Origin of the sequence: Teredinibacter sp. KSP-S5-2, assembly GCF_032773895.1 — a bacterium.
Taxonomy (GTDB): domain Bacteria; phylum Pseudomonadota; class Gammaproteobacteria; order Pseudomonadales; family Cellvibrionaceae.
The window spans coordinates 537,814-551,100 of sequence record NZ_CP120416.1 but is presented as its reverse complement, the minus strand read 5'-3'; the positions used below and the strand labels follow the sequence as shown (position 1 = coordinate 551,100).

The window sequence follows — 13,287 nt, the reverse complement described above, 5'->3', positions numbered from 1 at the left end:
TACTCAAGCTTCAGGAAATCAATCAGACGTAACATCAAATACAAGTCTATCTTCTTGAAGGAAATATTACAGATGATAACGTTAAAAAGCAGCCGTAAAAGACGGCTGTTTACTTAATATTTGTGTAATTTTAACCGCGAGCAGTTCGCCTGCCGATATCTACAACACAATCTCTTTGATTTTATCGTCTTTACGTTCAAGATAATGCGTCGACTGAATTTTTCGAATCGTGCGCGACCGCCCTCGTATGAGCAGGGTTTCGCTGGTAGCGAGATTTCCTTTACGGGTTACCCCTTCTAACAAGTCGCCTTTGGTGATCCCGGTTGCCGAAAATACCACATTATCGCTTTTGGCAATGTCGTTTAAACGCAGAATTTTATTTGGTTCCACACCCATTGTTTTACAGCGTTCTCTCTCTTGTTCGGCGAGTTTTTGGGATTCATCGTCCGCACCTTTGACTTCGGTACGCAGTAGCAGGCGCGCGTTCATGTCACCGCCGAGCGCCCGAATTACCGCCCCTGTTATTACACCCTCGGGGGCACCGCCTACGCAATACAGCATATCTACGTCACTTTCCGGCATACAGGTAAGGATAGAGGCGGCAACGTCTCCGTCTGGTATAGCGTAAACTTTGCAGCCCAGGCGATGCACTTCTGAGATCATATTCTGGTGACGGGGTTTGGCAAGGGTAACCAGTGTGATGTCATTGAGATCTTTCTTTAATGCCTTGGCAACCGCGCGAATATTGTCCTCAAGGCTGTGCTCTAAATTGATCACGCCTCGCGCACCAGGGCCGCAAACCAGTTTCTCCATGTACATGTCGGGCGCACTTAAAAAACTGCCCTTTTCACCTGCCGCTAACACGGCGACGGCGTTGGATTGCCCCATTGCGGTCATGCGAGTCCCTTCAATAGGGTCAACCGCGATATCAACATTACAGACTGTAGCACTGTCGGCTTTGACGCCCACCTTTTCGCCAATATAGAGCATGGGAGCTTCATCAATTTCTCCCTCTCCGATTACTATTTCGCCAGCAATATTCATCTTGTTTAGCATAATGCGCATGGCTTCCACAGCCGCATTATCGGCGATGTTTTTGTCACCTCGGCCAAGCCATCGGTATCCGGCAAGTGCGGCAGCTTCGGTTACACGGGAGAAATCAAAGGCTAGTTCACGTTTCATGGGGTCTCTTAAATCATTCGTCTGTAATCACTATAGCCGGGTATTATATAGTGTTCCTCCTAAAGAAGGTCTGATCCTCACGGCTTGACATGGCGATTTCACCAACCCAATGCAGTGCCTTTGATTTAGTTTCGACGGGGATAGATGACCGCTTTGTTACTTGAGCCTAAACTTCAGTCGCGAGAGTGAAACTGAAGCAACGCCACAGCCTGCTTTCTTCAGTGATATCATTTTGTGATTGACGAGGCTATATACCCTAAGATGACGATTTCCTATAAGTCTAGGCACTCTTATTATAAGCCTATCGGAATAAAAAAATTAAACGACCGGACAGAAAACTCCCGCAAACATTAACAAGAATCATTGCCAAGAAAAAGGGTTAGAAAGACCAACAATTGACAATGATTTTTCCGGGTGATATAAGACAGACTCGTTTTGTCAATTTTCTATTCAAGGATTTTTTTGTTTTCTAAATTATTAGATATTGCGCCAATCGTTGCTGATAAAAAATAATCAGAACTGTACTGGTGTAAATTTTTTCTTAATCCTTCTATGTTTTCGAACATGGGCGTATTTACATTTTCCGCTCGGAAATAATGTAGCGCCATCCCTTTCTGTATTATCTTTCATTGGCAACATCTCTTAATTTTCGCCACACATCTATTCTATTTAGTAAAAATCGAAAGGAAAGAACATTGAAAATTAGACTCTCAAACAAAAACGAACAGGCAGAAATTGAAAAAATACATGAATTGGCATTCGAGAAAACTGAAGGCCCAGAAAAAGCTCAAGGTATAGCCAAGCTTGTGCACGATTTATTTGAAGATGAGACGGCGATGCCAATACACTCCATTGTCGCGGTCGAAAATAAAAAATTGGTAGGGCATATCCTTTTTACAAAAGTAACCATTACCAATTGCCCTGTAGAAATTGAAGCACAGATTCTGGCACCCCTTGCAGTATTACCCGATTATCAGTCAACAGGAGTTGGGGGGCGCCTAATCAAAGAAGGATTACGCCAGCTGAAAAAAACAGGGGTCGATCTGGTTTTCGTATTAGGGCATATCGATTACTACCCTCGATCAGGCTTTATCAACGATGCTAAAAGTCTGGGATTTGAAGCCCCCTATTTCATTCCAGAGGAGTTTTCCAATGCCTGGATGGTAATGGAGCTATCTACCGGTGTTCTCGGTCAAGCTCAAGGCAAGGTAAAATGTTCAGATGTACTGAACCAGCCAGAACACTGGAGAGAATAATAGAAACAGAATCAATTCACTCCACGTTAAATCTGACAGGCAAACAGAAGTAGCCGCAAAAATAAGTGGGAGGGAAACGCCCTCCCCGCTCATTTAATAGCAATAATTCATTTCCACATTAGCAATATAGACAAAGGGAGATTCGAGTAATGTCTTATAGTATTATTTTAAAGAAGTTAATACTGTATGGCTCTCCATATCTTCTTCTAAGCTTACGAAACTTCGATTTTGACACTGCTATAATCCAATACCGTCCCCAATATATATGGGCACACCACTCCATTAATTAACTATTGCGTCTAACTGATTATGGAAATACGCGAATTAAACGAAAGCGAATTAGACCAGCTTCTAGAGCTATATAAAGACCTTCATGAATCGGATGATCCATTACCAGATGAGACAATCGTCCAGGAAGTATGGGGGCACATACAGAACAACAAAGACTTTTTGTGTTATGGCCTTTTTGATAAAGGCAAGCTTATTGGCTCTTGTTGCTTGATCATTGTCGCCAACTTAACAAGAGGTTGCCGGCCCTATGCTGTGCTCGAAAATGTAGTGGTTCATCGAGACCGGCGCGGAAGAGGATACGGCCGCAGCATGCTGGAACATGCGTTAAATACAGCCTGGTTAAAAAACTGCTATAAGGTCATGCTGTTAACTGGACGTTTAAATGAAGACACGTTTAAGTTTTATGAATCCGCTGGTTTCGATCGACACGCTAAGCAAGCCTTTATCGCCAAGCCATCAGATACAAAATAAAAGAGCACATATGAACACAATACAATATAAAGAAGTTTCTCAAAGTTGCGCACCCATGGCGCTACTGTTATTGGCAGACCCCAGTGAGGAGAACATACATTCATACCTCAATGATTCGTGGGTTTTCGCTGCGACGAATGGAGAGGAAATTATTGGTGTATGTGTTGCAAAAAAAATCACTGATGCGCTAGCTGAAATTTATAACGTCTCTGTTGACCCGAGCAATCAAAAACAAGGCATAGGTACAAAGTTACTCAAGTTCACTCTTGAGCTACTCGCTCAGAAAGGAATAATAAGAGTAGAGCTTGGTACAGGCACATTTGGTTACCAACTAACATACTATCAACGTGCGGGATTTCGTGTTGACTCGGTGATAAAAAATCACTTTATCGAGAATTATTCGAAGCCAATTTATGAGGATGGCATTCAACTTAAGGACATGCTAAGGCTCTATATCGAGTTTTGAGGTATACACCTATCAGGCGAAACTGTCCGACTATCCCCCATTTCCGTTTATTCGATTTTAAATCAGACATGTAGCATGTCGTTCACTTTTAAGCCTCTTTTGAGCGAGAAATGTTTAGGGATGCTTTTCACTCGATCACGACAGAGAATAAACTCACTCGAGTTTCACCGAAGCCCGCATGAACTTCATTGCCAAACTCTACAGAGGCGAGATAATGGGACTCGGTGATGTAACCTTTCTCGATCAGCCGGGTGAGAAACGACTGAATATTGAGTGACAAATCGTAAGCGGGCGTTTTTCTTCGAAAAACAATATAAGGGTTTTCCCAGCCGTTGTAATAGTAAAAATCGTAAAGAACACCGTCCACAGTCTCTTCGCTGATGGGAGCAAATGGCGGGAGCATTTCTCCGCTAGTCCAGATCATCAATTCCGCTTCAATGTGTTCAGTCTTGGATTGAGCATCATTGGTTATCCATATATCGTAGGCAGCGTTGATCTTATCCGGCTCCGAAGCAAAGGTACGGTAAACAACTTGCGTGATAGCCGATTTAAGCTCGGAAATTTTCTTTGGTAAAACCTCTGAGGTACTCCACTCCTCCCAAGGTTTTTTACCAAAAATAATCTGCGGATAAAGGGGCCGCTCAATGGGGCGAGAGAGATCCCACTTCCATAAATATGTTGTCTCCTCCCCAGATGTATCGAGGGCAATACACTGTTCAAACTCGGGAGCGCTCTGCTCAGAATAGATTCCGGTGACGTTATTAAAGAGCCAATAAGGTACGGCGATGAGGTGCAACTCCGTTTCACACAGCCACGGAGGCTCCACTACCACTGCTTTTTTCTCTGCATTCGTAGAAGCGTTGTCGCCCGAACAGGAGAGCAGTAACGAGGTAAGTAGTATGAATAGAAACTTCATAATAACTTCTCACTATAGGCATTGATCACGGGAACGCGCGACAGTTGAGTCTGTAGAGGTAAAGGACTAAAGCTATTGACGGCAAAGCTTGCCTAACAATTGCACTCTAGAAGTCGCGCCGAGATATTTTGGGTTACCCGACGCTGTTATGATAGGCAATTCAACACGCCCAAAACAGTGCTTTTTCTAACCAAAACTTGCATAGTTTGCACTATTTCTATGCTCTTTTTTAACAAAAATATAAGCCCGCATCCCGTCATAGTAAGTGAACGCGGTTACACAGAGGATAGGTTAGAAAATCGAGAATTTAATTATTGAATGGACGATCTTCAGCGACAACCTCCCCCACAGCCGCTTCAACCCATTCAATAGCGGGTTGCATATCAAAGAAGAACTTTAACGGCTTGATATCAACAATCATTGCCTCTATTTCGGCAATAATTTTAGCATTTCCTGAATAACCAACAATTGCCCCGACAACCAAGCCATCAAGAGAAAATAATTCCTTTACTGAGATTGGGTTTACGGAGTACATATTTATCCGATTTGTTATCACCCCAAACGGTCTTTGACCATATACCTTTTCTAACGTATTTCGCATAACGTCAATTTCAGACGCGTCAATCTCCACCCCCTCATTACACACAATTACAGCATAGCTGCCCACCATTTCCATAAAGCCAAAACGAAAAACATGCTTAAGATACATCTACACTCTCAACATCAAATTTTAATTATAACCAACCAATATTTTTTGTTATTTTTGATAAAACAACTATTGCCTTGCGAATTTCGTACAATCACCCCCGACAACCATCAGAACAAAGTAGTAATTCTTAATGATAGCACCACTTTTTGTTTTAGCATGAACACGATTATTATGCATCACAATCAAACTCATAACTTTAACTGCCACCCACCAATCACGTTTTATTAAACTGGATCAACAAATTAAAAGTTAAATTAAGACTAAAAACCAAATAAAAACAAAACAACTTATAAAACTTTTTATTATTTAAACACTTTACACATTGCCTTTCATTTACACCCAACAAAAACCACAATCAAAAATATCACCACCTACTGAACAACTCTTTACTGTACGCGCCTTATATTTTTAAACACCTTAAACAACACTATCTAAACCAGTTTTTTAGGTGACTGCCGAACAATTAAAACACCGATTCAGCAAGCGCCCTAAATCAAATTATTTCTCTATAAAAAATAAAATCGTTTGTTAGGATCTCCATAAAAAGACAAGCAGACCAGACAACAAGCAACTAACACATCCCTCGTAGACAGAAAGAACACCATCAAAGACTAACGACATCACTTTCTTTCACTCACTAGATGTGTTGTACATTTATTTACAAATAGCCTTAACGTAAATGTTAACCCCACCCCACTTCTTGCCAAACTTTGGTGTTATCTTTTTCGCAAATCTTGAGAATAGTGGCGACGATAACGGATGCTCCTCAACCACCCAAAATCCAGACAATGCTTTCGGTGCCATCGCAAACAAGAGAGCATCAAATGCTTTCTCCAACGTGCGATATCGGACCTCCTCACCAACCAGAATGTATGCAGGAAGAAATACAGATGATGAAGTTATACCCCTCGTTCAGGTGGCTGTTTGCAGCTGCTATGTTCACATTGTTGGCTGCCTGCGGTTCTGGCTCGTCTGGTGGTGGCGGAATCGATGGCGGCGCCAGTTCCAGTTCCAGTTCCAGTTCCAGTTCCAGTTCCAGTTCCAGCTCAAGCTCAAGCTCAAGCTCAAGCTCAAGCTCAAGCTCAAGCTCAAGCTCAAGCAACAGTAGCAGTTCAAGCAGCAACTCGAGCAGTAGCGGTAACCCCAATACCTGTACTTCCGGGGACACTCAAACGGCGACATGCACCGTTGGTGGGACCGCAGGCAGCCGCACTCGTACCTGCGGTGGAAATCTATTGTGGAGCGAATGGAGCATTTGTGTAGCCGACCCAATCGAACCAAGCCCAACGGCCAGTACTTACTATGTGTCTATAGCCGGAGCCCACGTAGGCAATGACGCTAACCCCGGTACTGACGAACAGTCTTGGCGGTTTCTGCAAAGCTCGGTAAATAAACTGGGCCCAGGGGACACACTCATGGTTCGTAGCGGTTACTACAGTGGCCAAATCACCATCGCGAACAGTGGCACAGCAACAGACCCCATTGTTATCCGTGCAGAGGTGCCTCTTGAAACCAAGCTCAAGGGTGGCTTTGTCATTAACGGCGACTACGTAAAGATTTACGGGTTCGACATTGAGCAACCTCTGCGAACACCCGCAATTACGATCAATGCGGCCACGGGTACGGAAATTCTGGGCAACAAAATCCACGATTCACCCTACCTTGGAATCGACGTGAACTCTTCGGCCTCGAACTTCAGAATCGCGGGTAATGAGTTGAGTTACGTCGGTCAGATTGGCATCGCCGTTGATGGCAATGGAGGCCAGATTCAAGACAATGACATCGTGGAAGTCGTCGCCTACCATCCAACACTCGCCCCTATGGATTACCCGGCCGGGGATGACGCAGATGGAATGCTGTTACACGGATCAGGCCATACGATAAGCGGCAACATTATCGCTAACTATGCAGACCCGCTGGACAGCCACAACTATGATTTGGCCGAGCCCATTCACAACGCCCATGCTGATTGCTTTGATACGCGCGCGTTCCATAGTTCGGTTATTGAAGGTAACCATTGCTGGAGTAACTTTCATGTCAGCAAAGGCATAATTTTTAATGGGCCTGCGTCGAATCGACCCAACATCATCATTCGCAATAATATTTTTGAATACCGTGATATCGGGTTAGCGGCCTACGAATACGGCACCATCAGTGACCTATACATCTACAACAACCTGTTTAAATCGCAAATCGATGACGTGATCGATTCGTATTTCAACCCGGGTACTCAGGCTGCCATTCCTGGTAACGCCATTCACATTGCCAATGTCACCGATTACGCGATCTTCAATAACATTACTCTTGATTGCGACAACCACAACGCACCCAACCTGACCGCAACGCCCTACGACATTGATGGCGGTACAGGTATCCTCGATTACAACTTCTCCTGGAATTCTGACGGCGCCCCATTTACCACCGGGACAGATCCCGGCCCGAACGGCAGTCTGACGTTGAACCCAACCTTTGAGCGTTATGACACCGGCGTGCATGGCTACAATGATTATCGCCTGCAATACTTCTCACCTCTGATAGGCCTGGGTACGGAATCGGTCACAACCCCCGGCGGCGATGTGGTATCAGTCACCGATGATATACAGGGAACACTACGACCTCAGGCTACAACCTTTGAGCCCGGCCCCTTCGAGTACCTCACCAGCTCTTCACCGCTGCGCCGAGCCTCAATATCCGATCACGTCGACGACGCGCGGTTAACACTCACACCCACCAGCTGCTCCGCACCCACAAGCCCCGTGAGTGTCGAAATCGCCCGCTGGCAAGGCAATCGCGAAGGTGCGATGGTCATTCGTTTTGACGACAGCACACCTGGCCAGGCCTTGTGTGGCCTTGAAGCACTGCACAACCGAGGCCTCACCGGCACCTGGTATATCAACCCGGGAAGATCCGCGTTTCAAAGCAATCGCGCAATGTGGGATCAGGCACCGGCACTAGGCCAGGAACTCGCCAACCACACCATGAACCACGCTAACGTGTCCGGCTATACCGCTTGGCAGGCCGAAGTCGCCGAAGCCGCAGATGTGATCTGGGAAATCCGCCACGGCATACCACTGCAACAAAATGCCTCGTTAGTTGCGTTTAACTCCAGTTCGAGCACCTCCTGGAACTGGGCTCCCTCTGTAGAAGTGGAAATCCTCAATCAGGTCAATCACATCGATCGACAGACCTACATGGGCCCGCCCTATCAGGCAACCGCCAACCCAAGCAACCCCGTTCCCCAGCTGGCGTCTGCCAACGCCATGTATTGCACCTCTTCGAATTACACCATTAATGCCAATGGCGATTGTGTATCGGGCGGAGCCGTTGCAAACGTGGGGGTAACAGGCGCCCTAGCGAATAGCAGCGTATATACGGTTTCTTTTCACGGCATACTCAGCACTGACACAGACGCCTGCACAGACTATGAAAGCGGTGTTAACACATCAGGCGACCCCGTTGATAATGGCGTAGGAGGCGTATATTACGAAGAGCTTGAGTCGTTCCTGAACAGCGTTGCCACCATCACCGATCGAATCTGGGTTGCCGGCCGAATAGAACTCTACAAATACACGCAAGAAGCCCAGCGTTCAAATATTCGAATGCATCAGGAGTGCGATGATCGCATCTACTTCGACCTGGCCAGTACCTTGAGCCCACTTTACGATGAACCCCTGACGCTCTTGATCACAGTGCCGACCAATTGGACTGCATGCACGGCGATGCAAGGGGCTCAGACCAAACCCTGCACCATTGGAACAGATGGCCGCGTGATGCTGGATGCAATCCCCAACCAGGGGCGAATTGCACTGTTCCGGCAATAGAACTGGCTTTGATAATACATTTGAACAGGGGCGTGTTTTCATGAATGAATTGTGACAGACAGCCCCTGAGCCCCCCTTTTAAAAACCTGCTATATATAAATATCAGCGCCTCTTTTTTGCAGGGCCAACTGATAACCACCACCCTTAAAATGACTCAGCCATTGGCACCGTTATGCTAATGGTAGTAGTCTATGAACATGCAGTAAGCACTGCCCATTCCGGTAGGCGTTGAACTAAAACCATAAAAATACGGGGAAACCGATATGAGTGTGAGATTAAATGTTCCACTAGTAAACCAGTTACGTTCCATGTCTTGTTGGTATGCATCTGCCTGTATGGTTGCTTATTTTCGTGAAGCCGGCCCGCGCCTGGGTCTCCCAGACAAATGGAACGCAAACTCTGGGATCAATCTCAACGATTTTATAAGGCTGGCACAAGCTGAAGGCCTGCAATCTGTAAAATCACCTACATCAAACCTGACCGAACAACAGCTCGAAGTACTACTAAGAAACTATGGCCCTATCTGGTGTGCAGGCAGATGGGATGGTGTACCCCATATCGTCGTTTTGACTGGGGTAGAAAATGGCCAGGTTTATATAAATGACCCTAACCCGGCGAAAGGAAAGAGAGTGGAAACCTTAACCTGGTTTAATCAGAAGTTGGATAATCACGTCGCAAACTGCATGATGTATAAGCCACCCAGAAGTGTTAACTAGCATATTCAAGACAAAAACGGATTCACCTGAGCAAAAATCTTGACTCGATAACACCTACCTCCACACAATCTATCGTGTGGAGGTACTCGAAGCAAATATCCAGGTACGACCCTCTACCCTTGCACGGTTAAGTCGTTACAATTCCCTCTAAATAAAACTCAGTACTGCTCCACAGGCAAACATCAAGGCGATCTCGCCCCAAATAATGAAAGAAACAGAGAATGAAAACACAAGAGTTACTGTCCACACCAGAAGCTGCATTAGTCTCCATATTGAAAGACATGAAAGTTAAAGAGCTGGAGAAGCACGGAAAAAAGATAGCAAAAAAAATGGGGCTCGATGATTATCAGGAACTAATACGCCATTTAATCAAAGTGTTACCTCAGCTCAACCAGGAAGACAATCGATTCGAAAAAATCAAGGAGCATATATCTGCTCTTATTAAAGAAGAGAAAACGGATATTGATCTCGAAACACAGAACGAATCAGAGAAAGGAATGCTGGATAGACTGACGATAATAACGACACTATTGATTTCTAAAAAATTGAATGAAATTAAGGCCTCTTTGTAATAGAGGCCTGACATGCTTTTTTGATTACATATTTGAAATATTCGCTTTTGACACATAGTCCGGTAAAAATTTTAAACCATCCATTGAAAAAATTAGAAATTACTGAACATTAGCATCATGAACAAATTAACACTTATTGTTTTATTGAGTTGCCTTTGTAACTTAGCGAAAGCAAAAGATGATTTCCCCGTAACCTTCACCCAAAAAGACATTTCTCCCCCAAATGCGCCATGTAGCCATTCCGGACCAACTCAGATTGAAGCGAGGTACATAGGAGATAAAATTGTAGCGACAGTTATTACTGGGTTTAGTGGTAGTTCTATCGCAAGAAAACCGATTGTAACCAATACTGAGCAAAATTTTGTCCTATTGGTTGAAAGCGATTACCCTAAGAATCAAGGTACTCTTTGTGTTTACAGCAATAAACTGGAAGTTGAATTTGAAGTACCGGACGACATCAACTTTAGAGCACAATATTTGTACTACATGCAAAACGGTGTAGTTAGAAGCCACACACAAATTAAATAGCAATATTTATACGTGCTATATAGATACCAATAAAAGAACTAGTTTAAGTTATCACACTATTACATGATACGCAGACCATACCGTGTATTCGAGAGAGGCATACGATGAGACATGCTTGTTTTCTAATACTTTTATTCTCGCACCTATCTCTTGCAGAAGTAACTCTCGTAAAGGTGGACAAGTCGCTGAACACCATGTATATCATAAATGGGGACAAAATTGTAGAAAAATTCCATGTCGTTTTTGGGAAAAACCCGGTCGGACACAAACAGCAGGAAGGAGACCAGAGAACACCCGAAGGAAGGTATTTTTTGGATTACAAAAAAGAGGATTCTTCATTTTATCGAGCAATGCATATTTCATACCCCAATAAAAAGGATAAAGAGAACGCAAAAAAGAATGGCGTTTCACCAGGTGGTTTAATTATGATTCATGGGCAAAAAAATGGATTTGGATGGCTTTCATACATTACCCAGAAGTTTAACTGGACAGATGGCTGTATTGCCCTAAGCAATAAAGAAATGGACACATTTATGGAACTGGTTAAGGTTGGCACACCGATTGAGATAGATCCATAGATACAATATTTTTAAACTGAAAAAAAGACCAATTACCACAGACAATAAAAACCATATTTTAGATAACACCTTAAACCATATTAAAAGCATCAGAAGTTACAACAAAGAACCATGAAAAGACCTACCATTTTGATTCTTCTCCTCGTGGGACTAAATCTAACCTTTGGCTTTTGCTCTAATCTGACATATATGAATGAGCACCTCGCGGTACTATTAGGTGCTCTATATATCATTCTTTTTAATATTATTGTTTACGAATGGTGTGAAGTGAACTCCAGAAGCAAAAGCTTACCCATACCTTCTGGAGCAAAAATGTTAACGGTATGCTTTGCACCGTTAGGGTTAGCCTATTACTTCTTCCGTGTATATCGGTTTCTTCCAGCACTTCGAGCGTACACTCTATCAATTTTAGTTATGATCATTGTATTGCTTGCACCAGGTATCCCCGGCCTTTTGATATGAACAATCTAATTTGACACCCTCAGAATTTTTTGCCCAAAAGTTTTAAACAACGGCGCCAATCGCTTTTCAACCTGAGTATGCATAAAGTAAGCAATCACCAGCATTACCACGATCATGCCCACAACCAAGTAACCAATATTGTCTTCTGTTCCAAATTGGTTAAACAACATATAACCAAGGTGCTGGTGAATAAGGTAAAGCGGATAGGTCAGCACGCCAAGATGTAGACACCACTTTTTCCTGAGGATGTTGTTTTCCATAAAAGCGATAGCGCAAAAGAAGAAAAAGAACGCAGAATTAAGTACAACAATGACATCCGCTCGAAACTCGTAATTCAACCACCCCGTCATCAACTCACCAAATAAAGTCGATTGTTTCAGTATAAAAAGGTACGAAAGCACAACAAGCGAAACCCGGTACAAACTTGGGCCATCACGCTTCACTAAATAAAGCGCGCTGCCTGCGGCAAAGTAACCACTCCAGTGCGGAAAGATGTGAAGAAAAGGCTCCGAACTTATCCCTAAAGGAGAGAACAATGCGGCCAGAGAGCCAACCAATACAATAGCAATAATATGTTGATAGTATTTCATCAAGCCCAGAAGAAGCAGTACATAGATAAGTAAATAAAACTTAAGCTCAATAAATAGCGTCCAATAGGCGCTCTCAATGGGTTTTTGACCGAACAGCTCATTAATCATGGTTATATTTGCAATAAAGCGGACCCAGTTAATATCAAAGACCTCGCCTCCCAAATAAACAGTTGCAACCGATGTTACAAGCAGCGCAAACCAATAGGCAGGAAACAACCGTGTAAACCGGGAAATCAAAAACTTTTTTGCACTCCCATTGGAAACACTCATAAAAATAACGAAACCGCTGATCAGGAAAAAGAAGTTGATTCCCATATACGCGTATTTAGAGAAATAGCGAACCGCCTCAAAGTTAGCTACAGGGGAAAAGTTTTCGACGCTAGCAGTGAAAGTATAATGAAAAACAACAACAAAAAATGCGGACAAAAAACGGAGAAAGTCAATTTCGTAAAAACGTGTCTTGGTACTACTCATAAACACCTCATTGCACACCAAAAAAAAGCATTTTATAACGGCGCCAGGTATATATAGGTGAGCATACATGCAACCAAGCTTCATAACATAAACATTATGCTAACGACCATATGACAGGGATTTTTCACGCACAGAAAAGAGCCAAGCTCTAGAATATGCACCGATAGTATCACCCATCCTGATTCGATTTTTTTAAAGTATCCTCTCGCTCTATAGCAGAGCCCTTTCAAATTTTCCGCCCAGAATAAGAATGAG

The 13,287-nt window shown here is 43.7% G+C and carries 12 protein-coding genes; 8 read left to right on the top strand and 4 right to left on the bottom strand.

The features are described from left to right. Positions 1-159 precede the first annotated feature (159 nt). On the bottom strand, positions 160-1,182 hold the full coding sequence (gene glpX / locus P5V12_RS02575) for a class II fructose-bisphosphatase (RefSeq protein WP_316955670.1): 1,023 nt from the start codon (positions 1,180-1,182) through the stop codon (positions 160-162). Between the two features lie 695 nt (positions 1,183-1,877). On the opposite strand from glpX, the gene P5V12_RS02570 reads away from it, so the two are divergent. The 3 genes from P5V12_RS02570 to P5V12_RS02560 all read left to right on the top strand — a co-directional run bounded on the left by P5V12_RS02570 (position 1,878) and on the right by P5V12_RS02560 (position 3,666). Then, complete coding sequence (locus P5V12_RS02570; protein WP_316955669.1) at positions 1,878-2,438, top strand: N-acetyltransferase; 561 nt, start codon at positions 1,878-1,880, stop codon at positions 2,436-2,438. 309 nt (positions 2,439-2,747) lie between these two features. Then, positions 2,748-3,200 carry a GNAT family N-acetyltransferase gene (locus tag P5V12_RS02565; protein ID WP_316955668.1) on the top strand — a complete coding sequence of 151 codons (453 nt, stop codon included), beginning with the start codon at positions 2,748-2,750 and terminating at the stop codon, positions 3,198-3,200. A 10-nt stretch (positions 3,201-3,210) separates the two neighbouring features. Then, positions 3,211-3,666 carry a GNAT family N-acetyltransferase gene (locus P5V12_RS02560; protein ID WP_316955667.1) on the top strand — a complete coding sequence of 152 codons (456 nt, stop codon included), beginning with the start codon at positions 3,211-3,213 and terminating at the stop codon, positions 3,664-3,666. 127 nt (positions 3,667-3,793) lie between these two features. Here the strand turns inward: P5V12_RS02560 and P5V12_RS02555 are convergent, their stop codons facing one another. Together P5V12_RS02555 and P5V12_RS02550 are read right to left on the bottom strand one after the other, a co-directional pair. Then, on the bottom strand, positions 3,794-4,582 hold the full coding sequence (locus tag P5V12_RS02555) for a GH12 family glycosyl hydrolase domain-containing protein (protein ID WP_316955666.1): 789 nt from the start codon (positions 4,580-4,582) through the stop codon (positions 3,794-3,796). 307 nt (positions 4,583-4,889) lie between these two features. Beyond that, a complete protein-coding gene (locus tag P5V12_RS02550) occupies positions 4,890-5,291 on the bottom strand; it encodes a hypothetical protein (RefSeq protein ID WP_316955665.1) in 402 nt (133 codons plus the stop codon). A gap of 824 nt (positions 5,292-6,115) precedes the next feature. Here P5V12_RS02550 and P5V12_RS02545 point away from each other — a divergent pair. The 5 genes from P5V12_RS02545 to P5V12_RS02525 all read left to right on the top strand — a co-directional run bounded on the left by P5V12_RS02545 (position 6,116) and on the right by P5V12_RS02525 (position 11,506). Continuing rightward, positions 6,116-9,112: a right-handed parallel beta-helix repeat-containing protein gene (locus P5V12_RS02545; RefSeq protein WP_316955664.1), complete on the top strand. Its 2,997-nt coding sequence runs from the start codon at positions 6,116-6,118 to the stop codon at positions 9,110-9,112. A 263-nt stretch (positions 9,113-9,375) separates the two neighbouring features. Continuing rightward, positions 9,376-9,828 carry a papain-like cysteine protease family protein gene (locus tag P5V12_RS02540; RefSeq protein WP_316955663.1) on the top strand — a complete coding sequence of 151 codons (453 nt, stop codon included), beginning with the start codon at positions 9,376-9,378 and terminating at the stop codon, positions 9,826-9,828. A 221-nt stretch (positions 9,829-10,049) separates the two neighbouring features. After that, positions 10,050-10,400, top strand: coding sequence for a hypothetical protein (locus P5V12_RS02535; RefSeq protein ID WP_316955662.1), 351 nt, complete (start codon positions 10,050-10,052; stop codon positions 10,398-10,400). Positions 10,401-10,517: 117 nt separating this feature from the next. Beyond that, entirely contained in the window at positions 10,518-10,928 is a 411-nt protein-coding gene (locus tag P5V12_RS02530) for a hypothetical protein (protein ID WP_316955661.1), read from the top strand. A 104-nt stretch (positions 10,929-11,032) separates the two neighbouring features. After that, a complete protein-coding gene (locus tag P5V12_RS02525) occupies positions 11,033-11,506 on the top strand; it encodes a murein L,D-transpeptidase family protein (RefSeq protein WP_316955660.1) in 474 nt (157 codons plus the stop codon). Between the two features lie 467 nt (positions 11,507-11,973). On the opposite strand, the gene P5V12_RS02520 is transcribed toward P5V12_RS02525, so the two are convergent. Next, complete coding sequence (locus P5V12_RS02520; RefSeq protein ID WP_316955659.1) at positions 11,974-13,032, bottom strand: acyltransferase; 1,059 nt, start codon at positions 13,030-13,032, stop codon at positions 11,974-11,976. Positions 13,033-13,287 lie beyond the last annotated feature (255 nt).

Excerpts from the sequence above, each read along its gene's own strand:
- P5V12_RS02525 (WP_316955660.1), top strand. The coding sequence starts at position 11,033 with ATGAGACATGCTTGTTTTCTAATACTTTTATTCTCGCACCTATCTCTT.
- P5V12_RS02540 (WP_316955663.1), top strand. The coding sequence starts at position 9,376 with ATGAGTGTGAGATTAAATGTTCCACTAGTAAACCAGTTACGTTCCATG.
- P5V12_RS02535 (WP_316955662.1), top strand. The coding sequence starts at position 10,050 with ATGAAAACACAAGAGTTACTGTCCACACCAGAAGCTGCATTAGTCTCC.
- P5V12_RS02565 (WP_316955668.1), top strand. The coding sequence starts at position 2,748 with ATGGAAATACGCGAATTAAACGAAAGCGAATTAGACCAGCTTCTAGAG.
- P5V12_RS02545 (WP_316955664.1), top strand. The coding sequence starts at position 6,116 with ATGCTTTCTCCAACGTGCGATATCGGACCTCCTCACCAACCAGAATGT.
- P5V12_RS02555 (WP_316955666.1), bottom strand. The coding sequence starts at position 4,582 with ATGAAGTTTCTATTCATACTACTTACCTCGTTACTGCTCTCCTGTTCG.
- P5V12_RS02520 (WP_316955659.1), bottom strand. The coding sequence starts at position 13,032 with ATGAGTAGTACCAAGACACGTTTTTACGAAATTGACTTTCTCCGTTTT.
- P5V12_RS02560 (WP_316955667.1), top strand. The coding sequence starts at position 3,211 with ATGAACACAATACAATATAAAGAAGTTTCTCAAAGTTGCGCACCCATG.
- glpX (WP_316955670.1), bottom strand. The coding sequence starts at position 1,182 with ATGAAACGTGAACTAGCCTTTGATTTCTCCCGTGTAACCGAAGCTGCC.
- P5V12_RS02530 (WP_316955661.1), top strand. The coding sequence starts at position 10,518 with ATGAACAAATTAACACTTATTGTTTTATTGAGTTGCCTTTGTAACTTA.
- P5V12_RS02550 (WP_316955665.1), bottom strand. The coding sequence starts at position 5,291 with ATGTATCTTAAGCATGTTTTTCGTTTTGGCTTTATGGAAATGGTGGGC.